This is a genomic window from Aeromicrobium sp. CF4.19, from assembly GCF_051262555.1.
Lineage (GTDB): Bacteria > Actinomycetota > Actinomycetes > Propionibacteriales > Nocardioidaceae > Aeromicrobium.
In genome coordinates this window covers 719,766-739,364 of sequence record NZ_JBIMEU010000001.1, presented here as the reverse complement: position 1 = coordinate 739,364, position 19,599 = coordinate 719,766, and the positions used below count along the sequence as shown (strand labels likewise).

The 19,599-nt window shown below is 69.5% G+C and carries 26 protein-coding genes; 10 read left to right on the top strand and 16 right to left on the bottom strand.

Annotated features, from left to right (window positions below; all coding sequences use genetic code 11):
* Both ACHAAC_RS03700 and ACHAAC_RS03695 read right to left on the bottom strand, forming a co-directional pair.
* Nucleotides 1-552, bottom strand: a complete 552-nt coding sequence (locus ACHAAC_RS03700) for a hypothetical protein (protein ID WP_435714582.1) — start codon at nucleotides 550-552, stop codon at nucleotides 1-3.
* Nucleotides 553-762: 210 nt separating this feature from the next.
* A complete protein-coding gene (locus tag ACHAAC_RS03695) occupies nucleotides 763-2,625 on the bottom strand; it encodes an acyl-CoA dehydrogenase (protein ID WP_435714581.1) in 1,863 nt (620 codons plus the stop codon).
* Nucleotides 2,626-3,028: 403 nt separating this feature from the next.
* Here ACHAAC_RS03695 and ACHAAC_RS03690 point away from each other — a divergent pair, with 403 nt between their 5' ends.
* Nucleotides 3,029-3,943, top strand: a complete 915-nt coding sequence (locus ACHAAC_RS03690) for a LysR family transcriptional regulator (RefSeq protein WP_435714580.1) — start codon at nucleotides 3,029-3,031, stop codon at nucleotides 3,941-3,943.
* 9 nt (nucleotides 3,944-3,952) lie between these two features.
* On the opposite strand, the gene ACHAAC_RS03685 is transcribed toward ACHAAC_RS03690, so the two are convergent.
* The 13 genes from ACHAAC_RS03685 to ACHAAC_RS03625 form a co-directional block, all read right to left on the bottom strand.
* Nucleotides 3,953-4,705 carry an enoyl-CoA hydratase gene (locus ACHAAC_RS03685; RefSeq protein ID WP_435714579.1) on the bottom strand — a complete coding sequence of 251 codons (753 nt, stop codon included), beginning with the start codon at nucleotides 4,703-4,705 and terminating at the stop codon, nucleotides 3,953-3,955.
* Between the two features lie 68 nt (nucleotides 4,706-4,773).
* On the bottom strand, nucleotides 4,774-4,947 hold the full coding sequence (locus tag ACHAAC_RS03680; protein WP_435714578.1) for a CsbD family protein: 174 nt from the start codon (nucleotides 4,945-4,947) through the stop codon (nucleotides 4,774-4,776).
* Nucleotides 4,948-4,978: 31 nt separating this feature from the next.
* Entirely contained in the window at nucleotides 4,979-5,563 is a 585-nt protein-coding gene (locus ACHAAC_RS03675) for a hypothetical protein (protein WP_435714577.1), read from the bottom strand.
* Complete coding sequence (locus ACHAAC_RS03670) at nucleotides 5,560-5,880, bottom strand: DUF6286 domain-containing protein (RefSeq protein WP_435714576.1); 321 nt, start codon at nucleotides 5,878-5,880, stop codon at nucleotides 5,560-5,562. The genes ACHAAC_RS03675 and ACHAAC_RS03670 overlap by 4 nt, the downstream gene beginning before the upstream one ends.
* Entirely contained in the window at nucleotides 5,838-6,074 is a 237-nt protein-coding gene (locus tag ACHAAC_RS03665; RefSeq protein ID WP_435714575.1) for a hypothetical protein, read from the bottom strand. The genes ACHAAC_RS03670 and ACHAAC_RS03665 overlap by 43 nt, the downstream gene beginning before the upstream one ends.
* Nucleotides 6,071-6,466, bottom strand: a complete 396-nt coding sequence (locus ACHAAC_RS03660) for an Asp23/Gls24 family envelope stress response protein (protein ID WP_435714574.1) — start codon at nucleotides 6,464-6,466, stop codon at nucleotides 6,071-6,073. The genes ACHAAC_RS03665 and ACHAAC_RS03660 overlap by 4 nt, the downstream gene beginning before the upstream one ends.
* Entirely contained in the window at nucleotides 6,459-6,635 is a 177-nt protein-coding gene (locus ACHAAC_RS03655) for a DUF2273 domain-containing protein (protein WP_435714573.1), read from the bottom strand. Before ACHAAC_RS03655 ends, ACHAAC_RS03660 begins: the two co-directional genes overlap by 8 nt.
* 14 nt (nucleotides 6,636-6,649) lie before the next feature.
* Nucleotides 6,650-6,880, bottom strand: coding sequence for a hypothetical protein (locus ACHAAC_RS03650; protein ID WP_435714572.1), 231 nt, complete (start codon nucleotides 6,878-6,880; stop codon nucleotides 6,650-6,652).
* Nucleotides 6,877-7,164, bottom strand: coding sequence for a hypothetical protein (locus tag ACHAAC_RS03645; protein ID WP_435714571.1), 288 nt, complete (start codon nucleotides 7,162-7,164; stop codon nucleotides 6,877-6,879). The genes ACHAAC_RS03650 and ACHAAC_RS03645 overlap by 4 nt, the downstream gene beginning before the upstream one ends.
* Nucleotides 7,157-7,609, bottom strand: a complete 453-nt coding sequence (locus ACHAAC_RS03640) for an Asp23/Gls24 family envelope stress response protein (RefSeq protein ID WP_435714570.1) — start codon at nucleotides 7,607-7,609, stop codon at nucleotides 7,157-7,159. The genes ACHAAC_RS03645 and ACHAAC_RS03640 overlap by 8 nt, the downstream gene beginning before the upstream one ends.
* Before the next feature lie 109 nt (nucleotides 7,610-7,718).
* Complete coding sequence (locus tag ACHAAC_RS03635) at nucleotides 7,719-8,165, bottom strand: hypothetical protein (protein ID WP_435714569.1); 447 nt, start codon at nucleotides 8,163-8,165, stop codon at nucleotides 7,719-7,721.
* Nucleotides 8,156-8,707, bottom strand: coding sequence for an RNA polymerase sigma factor (locus tag ACHAAC_RS03630; RefSeq protein ID WP_435714568.1), 552 nt, complete (start codon nucleotides 8,705-8,707; stop codon nucleotides 8,156-8,158). The genes ACHAAC_RS03635 and ACHAAC_RS03630 overlap by 10 nt, the downstream gene beginning before the upstream one ends.
* A 57-nt stretch (nucleotides 8,708-8,764) precedes the next feature.
* On the bottom strand, nucleotides 8,765-9,478 hold the full coding sequence (locus tag ACHAAC_RS03625) for an SGNH/GDSL hydrolase family protein (RefSeq protein ID WP_435714567.1): 714 nt from the start codon (nucleotides 9,476-9,478) through the stop codon (nucleotides 8,765-8,767).
* 389 nt (nucleotides 9,479-9,867) lie between these two features.
* Between ACHAAC_RS03625 and ACHAAC_RS03620 the strand changes: the two genes are divergently transcribed.
* From ACHAAC_RS03620 to ACHAAC_RS03585, 8 genes are all read left to right on the top strand, one after another.
* A complete protein-coding gene (locus ACHAAC_RS03620; RefSeq protein ID WP_435714566.1) occupies nucleotides 9,868-11,157 on the top strand; it encodes an MFS transporter in 1,290 nt (429 codons plus the stop codon).
* A complete protein-coding gene (locus tag ACHAAC_RS03615) occupies nucleotides 11,154-11,912 on the top strand; it encodes an alpha/beta fold hydrolase (RefSeq protein WP_435714565.1) in 759 nt (252 codons plus the stop codon). The genes ACHAAC_RS03620 and ACHAAC_RS03615 overlap by 4 nt, the downstream gene beginning before the upstream one ends.
* A gap of 52 nt (nucleotides 11,913-11,964) precedes the next feature.
* A complete protein-coding gene (locus tag ACHAAC_RS03610) occupies nucleotides 11,965-13,362 on the top strand; it encodes an MmgE/PrpD family protein (RefSeq protein WP_435714564.1) in 1,398 nt (465 codons plus the stop codon).
* A 54-nt stretch (nucleotides 13,363-13,416) separates the two neighbouring features.
* Complete coding sequence (locus ACHAAC_RS03605; protein WP_435714563.1) at nucleotides 13,417-14,175, top strand: FadR/GntR family transcriptional regulator; 759 nt, start codon at nucleotides 13,417-13,419, stop codon at nucleotides 14,173-14,175.
* 253 nt (nucleotides 14,176-14,428) lie between these two features.
* A complete protein-coding gene (locus ACHAAC_RS03600; RefSeq protein ID WP_435714562.1) occupies nucleotides 14,429-14,959 on the top strand; it encodes a MaoC family dehydratase in 531 nt (176 codons plus the stop codon).
* Nucleotides 14,960-14,978: 19 nt separating this feature from the next.
* Nucleotides 14,979-16,247 carry a CaiB/BaiF CoA transferase family protein gene (locus ACHAAC_RS03595; RefSeq protein ID WP_435714561.1) on the top strand — a complete coding sequence of 423 codons (1,269 nt, stop codon included), beginning with the start codon at nucleotides 14,979-14,981 and terminating at the stop codon, nucleotides 16,245-16,247.
* Between the two features lie 68 nt (nucleotides 16,248-16,315).
* The gene (locus ACHAAC_RS03590) at nucleotides 16,316-17,476 is read left to right on the top strand and encodes an acyl-CoA dehydrogenase family protein (protein ID WP_435714560.1); all 1,161 of its coding nucleotides are present in this window, start codon (nucleotides 16,316-16,318) and stop codon (nucleotides 17,474-17,476) included.
* Entirely contained in the window at nucleotides 17,473-18,339 is an 867-nt protein-coding gene (locus tag ACHAAC_RS03585) for an HpcH/HpaI aldolase/citrate lyase family protein (protein ID WP_435714559.1), read from the top strand. The genes ACHAAC_RS03590 and ACHAAC_RS03585 overlap by 4 nt, the downstream gene beginning before the upstream one ends.
* Nucleotides 18,340-18,345: 6 nt before the next feature.
* Here ACHAAC_RS03585 and ACHAAC_RS03580 read toward each other — a convergent pair whose 3' ends face one another.
* Entirely contained in the window at nucleotides 18,346-19,059 is a 714-nt protein-coding gene (locus ACHAAC_RS03580) for an SGNH/GDSL hydrolase family protein (protein ID WP_435714558.1), read from the bottom strand.
* Between the two features lie 175 nt (nucleotides 19,060-19,234).
* Between ACHAAC_RS03580 and ACHAAC_RS03575 the strand changes: the two genes are divergently transcribed.
* A complete protein-coding gene (locus ACHAAC_RS03575; RefSeq protein WP_435714557.1) occupies nucleotides 19,235-19,558 on the top strand; it encodes a nuclear transport factor 2 family protein in 324 nt (107 codons plus the stop codon).
* Nucleotides 19,559-19,599 lie beyond the last annotated feature (41 nt).

Below are 19,599 nucleotides of genomic sequence, written 5' to 3'. Positions count from 1 at the left end.
TCACGGGGAGCTCTCCTGGCGGTTGCGGCGGCGGGACATGAAGACGAAGGCGGCGAGCACGACGCCGAGCAGGGTGCCGGTCCAGCCGACCCCGTTCCCCACGTTGGCCTGCTCCTGGACCCCCTCGGCCGCCGCGACGGCGTAGCTCGCGCTGTCGCCCGCGTCGTCGGCCGGTTGGCACGCCACGCTCAGCTCGTCGCGGCCCTCGATGAGGAAGCCGACGAGGTACCAGCTGGTGCCCTCGCTCGTGGCGGTCAGGTCCAGCGGGGCGGCGGGCACGTCGACCGGCTCGGCGTCCTCTCCCGGTGGGGTGGCGGTGCAGGTGATGTCCCGGTCCGGCTGCAGGACGTCGGTGTAGACGGCGAGGGAGGCACCGCCGGCGTCGATGGGCTCGCTGGTGCCGACCGGGTCCGCATCGCGCACGGCGTCCCACGAACCGGCTGCCACGGCGGTCCCGGTGACCTGCCCGCCGAGGGCGAGCAGGAAGGTGGCGAGGTACCACAGCGGGTTGACGAGCCTGATGACGTGCCTCCTAGGTCGAATCTTGAGCATAGGCGTCCGCACGCGCCCCGACGATGAGGCCGAGCCGTGCCCACCTCGATGGGGCGCACGACCCGGCCGGTCGCCACGGGGCTCGCGCAGATGCACGAAGAACTGGCAGATGCACGGGAAACAACCCATGCATCTGCCAGTTCTCCATGCACCTGTGCTGATTCCCATGTCGACATGGGAATCAGGGGTCCCGTGGGGCGGGAGGGGCTCTCAGAAGGCGGCTTCGTCGAGCTCCATGATCGAGTCGTCGATGGACTCGGCCACGGCGCGCTCGCCGGCGAGCTTGGGCAGGACGTTCCTGGCGAAGAACGAGGCCGCGGCGACCTTGCCCTCGTAGAACGCCTTGTCCGACGCCGACACGTCGCCGCCGAGCTTCTCGAGCGCGACCTCGGCGCCGCGCAGCAGCAGCCAGGAGACCACGAGGTCACCGAGGACGTACACCAGGCGGGTGGTGTTCAGACCCACCTTGTAGATGTTGGTGATGTCGCCCTTCTCATCGGCCGGGTTGCTGGCCATGAGGTCCGCGAACGCCACGCCGAGGATGGCCTGGGCGTCCTCCAGCCCCTTGGCGAGCAGCTCGCGCTCGACCTTGAGGCGACCGTTGCCGGCATCGCTCTGGGCGAAGGCCTGGATCTCCTGCGCGAGGTGGCCGATGGCCTGGCCCTTGTTCTTCACGATCTTGCGGAAGAAGAGGTCCTGGCCCTGGATGGCGGTCGTGCCCTCGTACAGCGTGTCGATCTTGGCGTCGCGGACGTACTGCTCCAGCGGGTAGTCCTGCAGGAAGCCCGACCCGCCGAAGGTCTGCAGGGACTCGGTGCCGAGCAGGGTCCAGGAGCGCTCCGAGCCGTAGCCCTTGACGAGCGGCAGGAGCAGGTCGTTGACGGCCTCCTCCAGCGACGCGTCCTCGCCGGCGTCCTCCTTCTGCATGACCGCGTCCTGCCAGGTGGCCGTGTAGAGCATGAGCGTGCGCAGGCCCTCGGCGAAGGACTTCTGCGTCAGCAGGGAGCGACGCACGTCGGGGTGGTGCGTGATCGTGACGCGCGGCGCGGTCTTGTCCGAGGCCTGCGTCAGGTCGGCACCCTGCACGCGCTCCTTGGCGTACTCCAGCGCGTTGAGGTAGCCGGTCGAGAGCGTCGCGATGGCCTTGGCGCCCACCATCATGCGGGCGTTCTCGATGACGCGGAACATCTGGTTGATGCCGTCGTGGACCTCACCGAGCAGCCAGCCCTTGGCCGGAGCGCCGTCCCCGAAGGTGACCTCGCACGTCGTGGAGACCTTGATGCCCATCTTCTTCTCGACGTTGGTGACGTAGGCGCCGTTGCGTTCGCCCGTCAGCTCACCGGTCTCGTGGTCGAAGTGGAGCTTGGGGACGAGGAAGAGCGAGAGCCCCTTGGTCCCGGGGCCGCCGGCGCCCTCCACACCCACGGGGCGCGCGAGGACGAGGTGCATGATGTTCTCGCTCATGTCGTGCTCGGCGGAGGTGATGAAGCGCTTGACGCCCTCGATGTTCCAGGAGCCGTCCTCGTTGGGCGTGGCCTTGGTGCGGCCGGCGCCGACGTCCGAGCCCGCGTCGGGCTCGGTGAGCACCATCGTGGCGCCCCAGCGGCGCTCCACCATGTACTCGGCGATCTTCTTGTCCCGCTCGGTGCCGTTCTCGAAGACGATCCTCGCGAACCCGGGGCCGGCGGCGTACATCCAGACGGCGGGGTTGGCGCCGAGCACGAACTCCGCCGTGGACCAGATGAGCGAGGCGGGCGCGCGCTGACCACCCAGTGCCTCGGGGACCTGCAGGCGCCACCACTCGGCGTCCATCCAGCTCTGGTAGCTCTTGGCGAACGCGGGGTTCATCGTGACCGTCTTCTCCGCGGCGTCGTAGACCGGGGGGTTACGGTCGGCATCGTCGAAGGAGGTGGCGAGGTTCTCGCGGGAGAGGCGATCGACCTCGCCGAGGATGCTCCTGGCGGTGTCGACGTCGATCTCGGCGAAGGTTCCCTGGCCGAGGACGTCGCCGCGCCCGAGAAGCTCGAAGAGGTTGAACTCGACGTCGCGCAGGTTGCTCTTGTAGTGGCTCATGCTGCCTGTGTCCTCAGGTGGGGGAATCGGGTCCGGCGCACAAGTTACCGAGGAGTGCTACCGGCTGGTAACCAGTATCCGTCTCGGCGGGTCCCCAGACAAGTCGTTCGGTGCAACGAGATGACGAAGGGCCGGGACGACCGTCGAGGTCGTCCCGGCCCTCAGGGCTCGGCGGGGCCGCTGCGTCAGTAGCGCTGGACCGTCGTGACGCGGTGCAGGCCGTCGGTGGCGACGAGCCGGACGGTGTGCACCGTGCCGATGACGAGGGCAGCGGCGCCGAGGGTGGCGAGCGTGAACATGGTGCCTCCTGGCGGGGTGTGGGGTGGTTCGGTACCTCCATCGTCGCGCGGCCGATCGTCAAGGACAAGCGCACAGAACTTCACCATCCATGTAGCCTCTCTACATGGATGTGAAGCGCCTGGGGATCCTGCGGGAGCTGGCCGAACGCGGGTCGGTGGGCGCGGTCGCCGATGCGATCAAGATCACCCCGTCGGCCGTCTCCCAGCAGCTCAAGACGCTGGAGCGCGAGGTCGGGTACGTGCTCGTGGAGCCGGCCGGACGTGGCGTCGCCCTCACCGAGGCGGGCCGGGCCCTGGCGCGGACCGCCACGGAGATCGCCACCGCGATCGAGCGGGCCGAGGGATCGTGGCGCGAGTTCATGGCCCAGCCCGCCGGACGCGTCACCCTCACCACGTTTCCCACCGGTGGCGAGATGCTGCTGCCCGGCGTCCTGGGCCGGATGGCCGAACGCGCCGACGTGGAGCTGGAGTGCTCCGACGTGGAGGTCTCCGGCGACTACGCCGAGCTCACGACCGACCACGACGTCGTCGTCTCCGACAGTCCCGCGACATCGGCCACCTGGCACGAGCGGGCCCTGCAGGTGGTCCCGCTGATGACCGAGCCCCTCGACGTCGCCATGCCGGAGGACCACCCACTGGCCGGGCGTCGTTCACTCTCCCCGCGGGACGTCGCGACGCAGACGTGGATCGGGGTGCCACAGGGTCAGCCGTTCGACCAGGTGCTGGAGCAGGTGGTGGCGGCCACCGGTGAGCCCGCGCGCGTGGTGCAGCGCTTCACCAACAACGGGGTGGTGGAGGCGATGGTCGCCGCCGGGCACGGTCTGGCCATCCTCCCGCGCTTCACGACCCGCGAGCACGGCTACGGCATCGCCACCGTGCCGCTCACCGGCATCAGGGCGCGTCGGGAGATCTCGGCACTGCTGCGGCCCGACCGGTTCGAGCGTCCCTCGGTGCGCCTGGTCCTGCAGGCGCTCAAGGACGAGGCGCGTGCGGTCGCGGAGGCCCACGCCGTCGTCTGACCGCCACGATCACTGCTGGGCGAAGCGGGCGGCGAACGCCTCGAACTCGGCGCTGGAGAGCGACTCCGCCTGGGCCGTCGCCTCGAAGTCCAGTGACGTCGCCACGTCCGAGCTCTCGGCGAGTCGGATCGAGCGCTTGATGTCGGCCATCAGGGCGGGGTTCCGCTCGGCGTAGGTCGAGGCGAGCTCGGCGGCGCGGGCCCCCGGCTCGTCGATGAGCTCCTGGGCGATGCCGAGGCGCAGGGCGGTGGCGCCGTCGATCACGTCTCCGGAGTAGAGCGCCGCTGCGGTGTTGGCGCTGCCGATTCGCTGGGTGAGCATCCAGGTGCAGCCACCGCCGGGGTGCAGCCCGATCTTGGAGAACGTCGGGCCGAAGCCGGCCCGCGGCCCGGCGACGATGACGTCGCACGCCAGGGCGATGTTGAGCCCGGCGCCCACCGCGGCGCCCTGGACGGCAGCGACGGTCGGGATGGCGAGGTCACGCAGGCCGAGGAAGGAGCGGTAGACCTGCATCAGGTGCTCGCGCAGCTCGGGCACCGGTCGGGTCCGATCGCCGAACAGGTTCTCCAGGTTGGCGCCCGCGCAGAACGCCTTGCCCTCGCCCCGCACCACGAGCGCCCGGGCCTGGGTGTCGGCCGCGACCGTGTCGATGGCGGCGCGCAGCTCCTCGAGCAGCGGCCAGTCGAGGGCGTTGCGCCGTTCGGGTGCGTTCAGGGTGATGGTGCGGACCGGTCCGTCGGTCTCCAGCAGGACGAGAGGCATGGCCCCAGCGTAGGGAGCACGCGAACGCGCCCGGTCGGGTACCGACCGGGCGCGCTGCAGGCCGCCGACTACTTCTTGAAGGCGTCCTTGACGTTCTCGCCGGCGTCCTTGACGGACGACGAGGCCTGGTCCTTCTTGCCCTCGGCCTTGAGATCGTCGTTGTTGGTGGCGTCACCGACGGCCTCCTTGGCCTTTCCGGCGAGGTCCTCGGCGGCGTTCTTGGCCTTGTCTGCGATTCCCATGATGTTTCCTCTCTTGTTGGTCGTGCTGCGGTCAGTGGACCCTGGCCGGTCCACTGGTCTTGGTGAGCGGCAGGCGCCGCGGGGCATCGAGCAGCACGCGGGTGGTGGGCTCGGCGTCGTCCAAGGAGGCTGCGACCTCCTGCGTCGTCCGGGCGGCCACGGCGTGCACGAGCTCGGCATCGGCGCGGAGGTCCACGCGGGCCCGGAGCTCGACGACGTCATGGCCGGCGACGGTGCGGCACGCCCCCGAGGTCTCGAGCACGGGCGCGAGGCTCCCGAAGCGGTCGGCGGCCGCCGTGGCGATGGAGCTGAGGTCCACCCGCACCGACCCGGTGCGGTCACCGGACTCGACGCGAACCTGGGTGCCCTGGGGGCGTGGCGTGTGGGCGAGCAGCCACCAGAGCCCGAGGAGGCCGAGCAGCAGCGTGGCACCGGCGACCGCCCAGGCGAACCAGGCCGCGCTGGCGAGGTCGGAGACCGCGGTGGCGTCGAGGCTCTCGGGCCACGGCAGGACGGCTCCGAGCTGCCAGTCGACGAGGGCGAGCCCGCCGGCCGCGAGGGCGACGCCCACGACGAGGGTCACGACGCGGTCCAGGAGGGCGAGGCGGCGGGTCATGGCATGGCCTTTCGGACGGTGATCTTGGCAGGCTTGGCGAGGAAGCCACCGACGGCCTGCTCCACGGCGTCGCGGACCAGCGGCTCGGCATCCTCCCCAGCGGCCCGGACCCGGACGGTGAGGCGGCGGCGGGTCATGGCGTCCACGGACACCACGCCCGGGACGCGCTCCACGGCCTGCTCGGCGAGGCGGCTGAGAGCCGACCGGCTGATCCAGACCTCGGCGTCCTTGCTCGGAGTCAGCACGTGGGTGCGTCGTGCGGGACGGAGCACGGTCAGCACGAGGACGAGTCCCACCAGGGCCAGGCCGACACCCACGGCGGTCGTGACCGGTCCGGCGGTGAGACCGTCGCCCGCGTCGATCGCGGACTCGGTCCAGCTCGACCGTCGATCCAGCCGAGCGTGACGGCGAGGTCACGCAGGCCGGCGACGGCCAGGGCGACGAGCGCGATCCCGAGCAGGAGGGCCGGCCAGGTGACGACCGGTCGGCGGGCGGGGGTGCGAGTGCTCACTGGACTCTCCTCTCCTTCTCGCTCTCGGGGGTGATGACGTGCACGGTGACGTCGAGCCGCTCGACGTGGACGCCGCCCAGGGCGGCGACACGCTCGGCCACGCTCGACCGCGTGCGCTCACCCAGGTCGTGCAGGTCGCAGGGCCAGGCGCCGGCGACGTCGAGCTCGATCCACGCCCGTTCGCCGAGCACGGAGACCGAGGCGTCGGGGTAGCGGTGGCGCCCCAGACCCGACAGGCCGGCGCTGCGGTGCACCGTTCCGGCCACGTCGGCCGAGGCACGTCGAGCGAGCTTGGCCAGGACGCGGTCCTTGATCTCCAACGTGCCGCGCTCGGCGGCGGGGCGATCGGCCCCGCGTCCGGGGAGGTCGGACAGGGCGAAGTCGTCACTCACGATGGCTCGGCAGAAAGTCGTTCACGTCGACGCGTCCGTCCAGCTGTGCCCCGACGACGAGCCCGACGCCGCCCAGCACGAGGGCGAGCAGGAAGCCGGTGAACCCGCCGGTGGCGATGGCGACGGCCAGCAGGAGTCCGGCGACGAGGCCGGTGTGGGTGTGCGACATGGGAGTTCCTTCGTTCAGAGGATGGTGGTGGTGCGTCGTCGGGGGAGCCGGTGGCGCAGTGATCGCAGGACGTGCGTCACACGTCGTCGGACCGGGTGCCGCACGACGACTGTGACCGCGCGTCGCTCATGGGGAGCGGGCGCGTCTGAGGCCATCGCGGCGATGAAGGCCTCGTGCGAACCGCCCGCGTCCGGGTGCGTCGCCCGGGCGACGGCGCGGCGTCGACGGATGGCCTCGTCGGTCATGACCGGTTCACGGCCCGGGGGTCAGCGACGTCCTCGATGATGACGTGGACGGGTCCGTCGACGAGCGGCTCGACCGCCCGGCGAACCTCGTCGCCGGTCGGCAGGAGGGGAGCTCCCCAGCGGAGCACGACGTGCACCTCGGTGCCGTCGGCGTCGCTGCGGATGCCGGCGACCCGGCGCCCGGGGAGGTACGTGGCGACCTCGCCCAGGGCGCCGCCGTGCAAGCCGTCGACACCGTCGATGGCGAGCACGGACGCGGCGATCCGGTCGGCGAGGTCACTCAACGCGGGCGACCTCGGCCTCGTCGTGATCCTCCTCCGGGAGGTAGATGTCGTTGACGGTGATGTTGACCTCGGTGACCTCCAGGCCGGTCATCCGCTCGACGGAGCTGATGACGTTGGAGCGGATGCCGGTGGCGAGGTCGGCGATGGCGACGCCGTACTCGGCCACGACGTCGATGTCGAGGGCGGTCTGACGCTCGCCCACCTCGACCGAGACACCTTGGCGGGCGTTGACGCGCGAGCCCGGGATGCGCTCACGGATGGCACCGACCGTGCGGGCCGCCCCGCCGCCGAGGTCGTGGACGCCGCTGACGTCACGGGTGGCGATGCCGGCGATCTTGGAGACCACGGTGTCGGCGATGGCGGTCCGGCCCAGGTCGCTCACGAGGGCGGAGCTGGTCGCCTGGGTCACGTCGGTGCCGGGCTTGGGGGTGGTGGTCTCGGCCATGGTGGTGAACCTCTCTCTGCGGGGAGTCGCCCTCGTGGAGCGACCTCGTTCTTGCCCGTTAGTCGTTGGCCGGTCCCGCTTCCTCACGCCCGGACGGACGTGACCTGCCTCACTCGACGTCGACGTCGACGTCGACGTCGACGACGTGCACGTCCACGGGCACGTCCCCGTCCGGGCCCAGGGTGGACACGAGCGTGGCCTCTGCGACGGCTCGGGCCTGCTCCGCCTCGTCGACCATGTCCGTCCCGTAGGGACAAGCCAGGTCGAGCCGGAGCCGCACGATCCGGCCCTCCTCGACCTGCATCTTCGCCCCGGCGAGCGAGCTCCGGCCGAGGTTGATCGCGTCCCTGAGCATGAGACGCAGGACGCGGTCGGCGACTGCCACGGTCGAGCCGCGCTCGTTCGGACCGGTCCCGGCCCGCAGGTCGACACCCCGGCGGACCGTCGTCTCCACGGCGTCGCGGATGGACTGCGACAGCTCGACCCAACCGGGTTGCTCCTGCTGGCGCATCGCACGGGTGGCTCGCTCGAGGGGAGAGCTCTCGTTCATCGCCATGGGGACATCCTCTCGGACAGCGCGGATCGAGCACGGTGAAGAAGGCCCCGGACGCTGTCCGGGGTGGTGGCGAGCGCCTCGGCGATCTCGTCGTAGGACATCTGCTCGACCTCGCGCAGGAGCCAGGTGGCCCGCTGGGAGCGGGGGAGCTCGAGCAGGGCGGACTGCAGGGCCTCCACCAGCTCGTCCTCCAGCACCCGCTGCAGCGGGTCGCCCTGCTGGGGCGGGAGCAGCGTGGCGATGCCCTCGTCGTCCACCGGCGTGGGCGTGCGCCGCCGCTGCAGGTCGACGGCGCGGCGATGGGTGAGTCGCAGCAGCCACGTCGAGAAGGTGGACCGGCCCTCGTAGTGCTCGAGGTCCTTCCAGGCCGAGATGAAGGCCTCCTGCACCGCGTCGCGGGCGTCGTGGTCGTCGCCGAGCATGCGCAGTGCGAAGCGATACATCTGGGGACCGTGCAGGTCGACCAGCCCGCCGAAGGCCCGGCGGTCACCCAGGCGGGCGTCGCGCAGGAGCCGCGCCTCGTCGAGAAGGAGTTCGTCCACCTGTTCATCGTGGCCCGAGATGACCCCGGGTGCTCGACAACCGGGCGCCGGGGTCGATCAGAGGTCGAGGGCGCGGGCGATGATCGTGGCCATGGCGGCGTAGCCGGTGTCGTTGGGGTGGAAGTGGTCGGCGGCGAGGCGGCCCCGCCACGAGCGCATGTCGGGGACGCGGAACTCGGCCACGCGGACGCGACCGTCGCGCGCGGCGACGTCGATGGCCTCGTTGACCATGAGGGCGGAGCCTTGGGCGCCCGGCTGGGTGGCCACGACGGTGCCGCGGGGAAGTCGGCGCAGCAGGTCGGGCATCGCCGTGGGGATCTGGCGGCGCCAGCTCCGGCTGTTCATGTCGTTGTTGCCGACCATGAGCGTCACCAGGGCGGGGCGGTTGCGATGGGCGAGGGCCAGGTCCTCCATCGCGGGGAGCTGGCGACCCAGGACGTCATCGATCCGTGCACCGTTGAAGGAGAGGTTGACGATCGGCAGGTCGACGCGCGTCGCGAGCTGGCCCACCCAGCCCCGGTCCGCGGCGCTGGCGCCGATGCCCTGGGACATCGAGTCGCCGAGGACCGCCCACCAGCGTGCACCGGCGGCGACCTGCTGCACGCTCGCGGCATTGACCCGTTCCCAGTGATGGGCGTAGGGCTCGACGTGCTCCTGCACCTCGCGGACGCCACGCAGGACCCGGGACAGCGCCGAGACGACGGGGCCGGTCGGCCGTCCACTCAGGTTGGAGTACCGGAAGTCGACCGTCCCGCCGTCGTCGTCCGTCATGACCCCAGCCTGTCAGTGCCGCTACCCCCTGGCCGACCAGATCCACGAGGACGCCACCGAGCGTGGCACCTCGCTCGGTCCGCGTGAGTGCACTCGGGTCCGATGACCGGCCCCGGCGGTGGACTCATGTGGCGGTGCCCGTGGTGATCAATGGAAGTGCTCTTGATGCCATTTCCGTTGACAGTGAATACGTCTGATGTTTATATGTGATCGACGGCACACGACATCACGGGCCGTCACGGTCGTGCCACCCCCGGTCGGCCGAGGCCTCGTCGCAGGAGTTGCAAATGAATCCATCAACCCGTGTCAGCTCGGGAGCTCGGCTCGACAGGTTGCCCGTGTCGAGGTTCCACTACACACTGTTGCTGCTCGTGGGAGCAGGAGCCTTCGTGGACGCGTTCGACGTCTATCTCGCCGGCGGAGTGGTGGCCGCGATGATCGACGAGGGCTTCGCGACCGTTGACTCGAGCGCGGTCTTCATGTCGGCAACTTTCTTCGGGATGATGCTGGGAGCCGCTGCAGGCGGTCTGATCGGTGACCGGTTCGGACGCAAGGCGACCTATCAGATCAACCTGCTCCTTTTCGGCCTTGCCTCGATCGCGGCGTTCTTCGCCCCGAACATCGAGACCCTCACCGTCCTGCGATTCATCATGGGGCTGGGTCTGGGGGCCGAGCTTGTGGTGGCCATGGGAATGATTGGTGAGTTCGTTCCCCCGGGCAAGCGCGGACGGTTCGCCGCGATGCTCTCCACCATCATTGCGGCGGGTCTCCCTGCCGCATCGTTCGTCGGTCTCTGGGTGATCCCGACCTTCGGCTGGCGTTACATGTTCGCCATCGCCGGTGTGGCGGCACTGCTCATCTGGGTCGCCCGCGCGAGGATGCCCGAATCCCCGCGGTGGCTGGAATCCCAGGGTCGACTGGACGAGGCCGACGCCATCGTCGCGCGAATCGAGGAGTCGGCCGTCGCGGCTCATGGGACGCTTCCCCCCGTGAAAGCCACTCCGCAGCCGGCCGTCGCGCCGGCAGAGCTTCGGGACCTGATCCGGCCGGGAGTGCGCCAGCGGCTCTTCCTGGCGATCCTGCTCCTGGTCACGATCAACGTCACGGTCTACGGCTTCATCTCCTGGTTGCCCACGCTGCTGGTCGAGCGGGGAATGACCGTCACCGGGTCCTTGCTGTTCACGGCAATGATCAGCGCTGGTGCGATTCTCGGATCCCTGGTTTGCGTGTTCCTGGCCGACAAGATCTCGCGCACAAGCGGCCTTGCGCTCGCTTCTGGCGCGACGGTCGCCCTGGGAGTGGTGTACGCACTCGCCCAGTCCGATGCGATGGTCCTCGCGGTAGGCCTCCTGCTGGTCAGCTCGGTGTACTTCCTCGTCGCGCTGGGCCAGTTCGGCTACACGCCCGAGCTGTTCCCGACCGCGCTTCGCCTGCGCGGATCCGGACTCGCCAGCATGTGTGGTCGGGCAGCGGCGATCGGCATGCCCTTCGTCACCGTTTGGGTGATGGGTTGGGTTGGCCCCGTCGGTGTCGTGGGCATCGTGGTCGTCCTGAACGCCCTGCTTGTCGTGTCGATCCTGAGCGTTCGCCTGGAGACGACCGGACGGTCGCTGGAGGACATCCAGTCGGGGGTCATCACAAAGACCGAGAGCACCAGTCCTGCACGGCGCCGAGCGTGAGCCCGAACCCTGGGGCCGAAGGGTCGCCCAGTGCGACGTTCGTCCTTGTCCACGGTGGTTTTCACGGCGGATGGTGCTGGCGAGACGTGGCTGACCTCCTGCGGGCGGCGGGCCACCGTGTGACGACCCCGACCCAGACCGGAGCGGGCGAGCGCTCGCACCTCTTGCACGAGAGCATCACGCTGGAGACCTTCGTGAGCGACGTCGTCGCCCACGTGCAGTACGAGGATCTGACCGACGTGATCCTGGTTGGGCACAGCTTCGGCGGCTGCTCCGTCGTGGGCGCAGCAGATCGAGTGCCAGAGCGGATCCGGCATCTTGTCCTGCTCGACGCCCTGGTCCCGGAGTCGGGGAAGACAGCGCTGGAGGTGCTGGACGACGAGTCGCGCGCCGCCCGCGAGGCGCTGGTCGTGCAGACCCCCGCCGGCGCAGTCCTGCCGAGCCCCCCGGTGGAGGCGTTCGGGATCCCCGCCGATCATCCCAGCGCCTCGTGGGTCCGCGACCGGTTGACACCCCACCCGGCTCGCACCTACAGCACGAGCATCGAGCTGAGCGGGCCTGTCGGGGCCGGCCTCCCGGTGACGTACGTCGCCGCGACCGCACCGCCCTACCCCGCGTTGCTGACGACTCGGCAGTGGGTGAAGCGGAACCGCCCGGACTGGCAGTTCCGGGAGATCGCTGCCTGCCACGACGCGATGGTCGTGGCTCCGAAGGAGACTGCCCAGATCCTCCTCGACGTCGCACGGCGCCCATGACCCCGCCACCATCGCCCGCCATGACCTTCGCAGTAGAACGGAGCCCCCATCGATGACCAGCCCGGAACCACTCGCCCACCTCATCGCTCAGTTTGCCGTCGACCTGCAGTGGAAGGACATCCCCGAAGAGGTGCAGGAAAAGGCGACCCTGCTGTTCCTCGATGCCGTGGGGGTCGCCGTCGCCGCCACTCCGTCGGAGTTCGCCGACCGGGCGTGGAACGCCATCGGGACGATGTCGGAACCCTCCGAGCACGGAGTCAGCGTGATCGGCAGGCAACAGAAGCTGCCGCTGCGGGACGCCGTGATGATGAACGGTCTGCTCGTGCACGGTCTCGACTTCGACGACACCCACCCCGGCAGCGTGGTCCATGCCAGCGCCAGCACGGCTGTCACGGCGCTGGCGATGGCTGAGCAGGTCGGAGCCAGCGGTCAGGAGCTCCTCACCGCCTACGTTGTCGGCCTGGAGGTCGCCACTCAGCTTGGCCTGCCTGCCCGGGGCGCGTTCCACCGCCATGGTCTGCACCCGACTGGGCTGCTCGGTGCCTATGCCAGTGCGGTCGTCGCCGCCCGGCTGCGTGGCCTGACCGTCGACCAACTGGCCGGTGCCCAGGGGGTGGTGCACAGCTTTGCCTCCGGCTCCCTGGAGTTCTTGCAGGACGGGGCCTGGACGAAGCGTCTCCACCCGGGCTGGGCGGCAGTCGCCGGGGTGACGGCTGCAGCATTCGCCTCGGTGGACTACGTGGCGCCCAGTCGCCCCTACGAGGGTCGCTTCGGTCTCTTCGCCACACATGCTCGGCTCGACGATCCCGATCTCGAGACGATCGCCTCGAACCTCGGGGTCGTGTGGGAGACCAGCGCGGTCGCCGTGAAGCCGTACCCTGCGTGCCACTTCACCCACGCGTTCGTCGACGCGGCGATCGCGTTGCGCACCGCGAATGCCCTGGATTCGCGGGACATCGCGCGCGTACGCTGTCTCATCGCCGAGGACGAGGTGCCGGCTGTCTGCGATCCGCTCGACGCCAAGCGACGACCGACCACAACCTACGAGGCGCAATTCTCCCTCCCCTACGTCACAGCGACCGCCCTCGTGCGTGGCGCGTTCACGCTCGACCACCTCGAGCCGGACCAGCTGATCTCGCCGGACGTCCTTGCGCTCGCCGATCGCGTCACCTACGAGCTCGACAGCGACAGTGCCTTCCCATCGGCCTTCTCCGGGGAGATCATCATCGAGCTCCACGACGGCCGGGAGCTACGTCACCGCGAGCAGGTCAATCGTGGCGCCGCCGATCGACCGCTGTCCCCGGCCGACGTGATGGCGAAGTTCGGCACGACGGCGGGCACCGTGCTCGGGACCGAGGAGGTCGATCGGTTGCGTGACGCCGTGCTGGACCTGCACCGGTCGCCGGATGTCGCCTCGCTCACTGCTCGGTTACGTACCGCTGCACCCTGAGGGGCTGCGGATCTGCCGAGACGTAGAGTTGGGCCGTCGAGGAGGAGGTGCGTCATGGGCAAGAACGGTCCGGACGAGCCAGCTGGTGGCCGGTCGGCCCTCGCGTTGCAGAGGGTCCGTCCCGCCTACGAGCAGGTCGCCGAGCAGCTACGGCGGCAGATCTTGGATGGAAGCCTGCGCGCTGGCGACCGCCTGCCCCCCGAGACCCAGCTCCTGGAAATGTTCGGCGTCAGTCGCAGCACCTTGCGAGAAGCGCTGCGGGCGCTCGCAGCGCGCGACCTCGTGCACACCACACGTGGTGTCGCCGGAGGCACCTTCGTCTCGCAGGTCAATGCCTCCCACGTGCGGTCCTACCTCGAGGCGAGCCTGGGGTTGATGTCGGGAAGTGACGCCCTCTCGGTGCAAGAGCTGCTCGAGGCACGAGAAACGTTGGAGGTCCCGGCAGCGCGGCTCGCCGCCAGTCGCGCGACGCCGGCTCAGATCGACGGTCTGCGTGCCGCTGCGGGCCGTGAGACGGCGCACGAGATGGTCAAGGAGCGCTTCGAGGAGCGTTTCGAGGAGCGCAAGACCTTCCACACGTTGCTGGTCGAAGCGTCCGGGAACCGCCTCCTCGCCATGATGAACGAGCCCAACTTCCGCATCCTGGGCTCGAAGTTCCGCCGGTCCGACGTCTCGAACGACGTGTGGAGAAGCATCGACGTCGACCATGTCGAGATCGCCGACCACGTCGCTGCCGGGGACGGGGACGCGGCCGCGCAAGCCATGCACGGCCACCTCCATCGACTCCGGGACATCTACCTGCCGGCGGAGTGATCGGGGCGCTCGACCGCTCTGCGGCTCCCGTCGTCCCGGTGGCCCGAGTTCACGTCCGTCAGGCCTCGCGGTGGTCCTGGCGAACGTGAACTCCGTGCTGTCACGCGCCGTCGAGATCGGCGCGCCCCGCGGCGCCGATCGGATCGGCGGTGACGGTCGAGACGAAGACCTTGACCAGAAAACATCAGACATTTACAGTTGTCTTTGTCCGAGACAGACGTGGCGGCAGTGACGCCGGGAGCAGGAGAGCGACATGAGCATCGAGCCGGGCTGGTCCGGGAGATACTTCGAGGACTTCGAGGTAGGTGCGATCTATCAGCACCCGCTTGGTCGCACGATCAGCGAGACCGACAACACCTGGTTCACGTTGATGACGATGAACACCAGCCAGATGCACTTCAACGACGAGTACGCCGCTCGTTCGGAGTTCGGGCGGCCGATCGTCGTCTCCACGCTCACGGTGGCCATCGCTGTAGGCCAGAGCGTCACCGACCTCACCCAGAACGCGATCGCCAACCTCGGCTGGGACGACATCAAGATGACGCACCCCGTCTTCGCGGGTGACACCGTGTTCAGCGAGTCGGTCGTCCTGGAGAAGCGCGAGAGCGGAAGCCGTCCACACGCCGGAATCGTCACGGTCAAGACGCGCACCCTGAACCAGGACGGCATCGAGGTCTGCTCGTTCCTACGCACGTTCCTCGTCCACCGTCGCGGCTCCGAGCAGCTGCAGGGTCTGTTCCCGAAGGCTGCCAAGCCCATCGTCGACCCCGCGACATCGGCCTGAGTGCCGGAAAGGAGTGACCATGCTGCCGCTGCAGGACGTTCGCATCATCGCCATCGAACAGTACGGAGCCGGACCCTGGGGGAGCGTGCACCTGGCTGACCTCGGAGCCGAGGTGATCAAGGTCGAGGAGCCCACGTCGGGAGGTGACGTCGGCAGGTACGTGCCCCCGTACGCCGAGGACGAGGACTCGCTGTTCTTCGAGGCCTTCAACCGCAACAAGCGAAGCCTCTCCCTGGACATCACCAGCGCCGAGGGCCGGACGGTCTTTGAGGACCTCGTTCGCAACGCCGACGTCGTCTACTCCAACCTGCGCGGCGACGTCCCGGCGAAGATCGCCATCACCTATGACGATCTGAAGCACCTCAACCCGGCGATCGTCTGCTGCTCCCTGACTGGCTTCGGCATGACCGGCCCTCGTCAGAAGCAACCCGGGTACGACTACGTGTTGCAGGGCCTCGCCGGGTGGATGGACATCACCGGTGAACCCGGTGGCCCGCCCACCAAGTCCGGCCTGTCCCTGGTGGACTACTCCGGCGGGTACGTGGCGGCGCTCTCCTTGTTGGCCGGTCTGCACGCGGCCCGTCGTGACGGAATCGGCATGGACTGCGACGTCAGCTTGTACGACACCGCGATCTCGATGCTCAACTATCCCGCTGCGTGGCACCTGAACGCAGGCTTCGAGCCGGTGCGCACCCGTCACTCCGCCCATCCCTCACTCGTGCCGTTCCAGGCCTTCGAGGCGGCCGACGGATGGATGGTGGTGGGCTGCGCCAAGGAGAAGTTCTGGCACCGACTCGCCGCGGTCCTCGGTCGTCCGGAGTGGGCGACCGACCCCCGGTTTGCGACCTTCGCCGACCGCCAGCGCAACCAGGACGAGCTCATCGCGCTGCTCGAGCCAGAGTTTCGCACCCGCGGTGTCGAGTCGTGGATCGCGGAGCTGTCCGACGCGGCGATTCCCTGCGCGCCGATCAACACGGTGGGCCAGGCGCTCGACGACGAGCACACCCGAGCCCGGAACCTGGTCGTGGAGACCGAGCACCCCCGGTGGGGGACGGTGCGACAGGTGGCCTCGCCCGTGCGGGTGGGCACGGAGACGCCGCAGTACCGACGGGCACCCACGCGGAACGAGGACCAGGCCTACGTCCTGAAGGACGTCGCAGGGTACGACGACGAGCGCATCGAGCGGCTGCGCACGACCGGTGCCTTCGGCGAGGCCCCCGGGCAGCGGGTCGACCACGCACCGCAGGCCGAGCCAACCCCCCGTGAGATCGAGGGCGCTGCCAAGTAGACCGCGGGCATCACGAATGACATTGCCGTCCGGCCGGGCGGCACGCCACAGGCAGAGAGGTAATGACCATGGACTTTGAGTTCACGCAGGAGCAGCAGGACTTCCGTCGCGTCCTGAGAAACTTCGTCGATCGCGAGATCATCCCAGTTGCGCGCGAGTGGGAGCAGTCGGGGCGCTACCCGACGGAGATCGTCCAGGGACTCGCCGACCTCGGCCTGTTCGGCATGACCGTCCCGGAGGAGTACGGCGGGCTCGACCTCGACGCGGTCTCCTTCGCCATCGTCTTCGAGGAGCTCTCCCGCGGTTGGATGGGTATCGCGGGCATCCTCGGCAGCCACTCGCTGTCCTGCCGGATGGTCGCCATGCACGGTACCGAGGCGCAGAAGAAGCGGTACCTTCCTGAGCTGGCGACCGGCGAGCGGCGCACGGGACTGGGTCTCACCGAACCCGGGGCGGGCACGGACATGCAGGGCATCCGGACCACTGCCCGGCTCGAGGGCGATGAGTACGTCATCAACGGCACCAAGATGTGGATCACGAACGCCCGCTTCGCGAATCCGCTGCCGGTCATCTGCAAGACCGACCCGACGGCCGATCCCAGGCACAAGGGCATGAGCGTGCTGCTCGTCGAGCAGGGCACTCCCGGGTTCGAGGTTCTCAAGGACATCGACAAGCTCGGCTACAAGGGCCCCGAGTCGTGCGAGGTGCTGCTCGACAACGTGCGGGTACCCGTCGAGAACCTGCTCGGCGGCGTCGAGGGGTCCGGCATGAAGCAGACCCTCTCGGCTCTGGAGTGGGGACGCGTGAACATCGCGGCCCGATCCGTCGGGGTCGCCCAGCGAGCCTTCGACGAGGCGCTGGAGTACTCCAAGGTGCGCGAGGCCTTCGGCCAGCCGATCAACGAGTTCCAGGCCATCGAGCTCAAGCTCGCCACGATGGCGACCAATCTGCAGGCCGCGCGACTGATGGCCTACTGGGCCGCGGACAGCGTGTCCAAGGGACGCGCCGACGCAGCGACCGGCATGGCCAAGATCTTCGCCTCCGAGGCGGCGATGGAGGCCGCCGTCGACTCCATGAAGGTGCACGGCGGCTATGGCTTCTCCAAGGAGTACGAGATCGAACGTCTCTACCGTGACGCACCGCTGATGAGCATCGGTGAGGGGACCAATGACGTCCTGCGTACCGTGGTGGCCAAGGCGCTGGTCTCGGGGCGGGCGAGCGTCGGATGAACGCTGACGTCCTGCCCCGGTCCTACCTCTACGTCCCGGGGGTCTCGCCCGAGCGGATGCCGAAGGCGTACGCCAGCGAGGCGGATGCCGTCATCGTCGACCTCGAGGACGCCGTTCCGCTTGACGCCAAGGAGCAGGCGCGCCGGTGGACGACGGAGTGGATCGCCTCGCTCCCGAGGGTGCGGGACACCGAGGTGTGGGTACGGATCAATCCCGGACCGCTCGGGGAGGAGGACCTCGCCGCACTCGTCGAGCTCGGCGATCTTGACGGAATCATGCTCGCCAAGGCTGACGCCGCAGGGCTCACACGCGCTCGAGGCATCCTCACCGGCAGCGGCCACGACTGGGCGCTGAGCCCGCTCGTCGAGACACCAGGAGCGTTGTTCGACGTGCGTGCGCTCGCCGCGGTCGACGGAGTCTCACGGTTGCAGCTCGGCGAGTACGACCTGTGCGCAGAGCTGGGCGTGCAGCCGGGGCAGGACGAGCGCGAGACTGACTGGCCCAGGGCGATGCTGGTGGCGGCGAGTGTCGAGGCCCGGATCGATCCGCCGGTGGCGCCGGTCTCGGTCGTCATCAAGGATGTCGAGGCGCTGGCGACGTCGACGCTCCGTGCACGACGGCAGGGTTTCGTCGGGCGCGCCTGCATCCATCCGGCGCAGATCTCTGCGGTGCACGAGGTCTTCACCCCCACCGATCGCGAGGTCGAGGACGCCGAGGCGATGATCGGGCTGTTCGAGCAGGCGGCGGTACAGGGCAGCGAGGTCGTGGTTGACGCACAAGGCCGGATGGTGGACCGTGCCACGGTGCGATCGGCGCGGCGCACGCTGGCGATGTCGAGGAGCGCCACGGCGATCTCCGAATGAGTGCGCTCACAGGACCGCGTGGACGACCTCGGCCATCTGGGAGTACCCACGGTCGTTGGGGTGGAAGAAGTCGCGCCCCAGTCGGCCGAGGAAGTCGCGCAGGTGCGGGATGCGGAAGTCGGCGACCGTCAGGTCACGACGTGCCGCGGTCTCGTCGACGACGGCGTTGAAGGCCCGGGCCGAGCGCTGCATCCCCGGCTGCGTGGCCACGACCGTGCCGTCGGGGACTCGTTCGAGCAGCCGCGCCATCGACGGAGCGAGGTCCCGGCACCAGCGTGGGCTCATCAGGTCGTTGTTGCCGATGAGCAGCGTCACCCTGGCGACGTCGTGGTGCCGGCGCAGCACGTCGTGCGCGGCCAGCTGGCGCTCGAGAACGTCGAGGACCCGAGCACCGTTGAAGGAGAGGTTGACGACAGCCGCGTCCCGCAGGGTCGGCGGCGGGTCCTCGGCGATCAGTCCGACCCACCCCCGGTCCGGGGCCGTGGCGCCGATGCCCTGCGAGAGGGAGTCGCCGAGCACGATCCACAGCGGTCGGTCGGACGCCAGCGCGCGCCGGTTGCTGGCCTCCCACCAGGCCGCGTAGGGAGCCACCTGGCTCATGACGTCGTGGACACCGGGCACGACCCGGGCGAGCCGGGTGACGACGGGACCGGGAGGACGGTTGCTGTGGTTGGAGTAGGCGAAGGGGAGCGCCGGTGCGCGCTGGAGCATCTCCGTCATGAGTCCGAGGGTGCCAGCGTGGCGGCCGGGCGGCACGGTGACCGGCCGGCGTCACGCAGTGTTCAGGTGATCGTCACACGTCGCCTGCACGGCGGTTCCCCACCATCGACAACACCGGCGCCACCGGCCATGCTGGTGGCCCGGAGTCCTTCCCACGACCTGCTGAGGAGCACGCATGACCGACCTTCCCGAGCCCGTCGCCTCCTTCGTCGCGACGGTCAACCGCCACGACGAGGAGGGCTTCCTCGCAGCCTTCGCCGAGGACGGCTTCGTCGACGACTGGGGCCGTGTCTTCACGGGCCGCGAGGCGATCAAGGGGTGGAGCGACGGTGAGTTCATCGGCGCACAGGGAGTGCTGACCCCCGAGGAGGTGCAGGTGGACGGGCAGACCGTCGACGTGGTCGGCGACTGGCGCAGCACCCACGCGAACGGCCGCAGCCGCTTCACCTTCGTGACCACGGGTGACCGGATCCTCTCCATGACCATCCGCGAGGGATGACGGCCGCTCCCGTGGGCGTGCGGTCCCGCGCGACCTCGCGC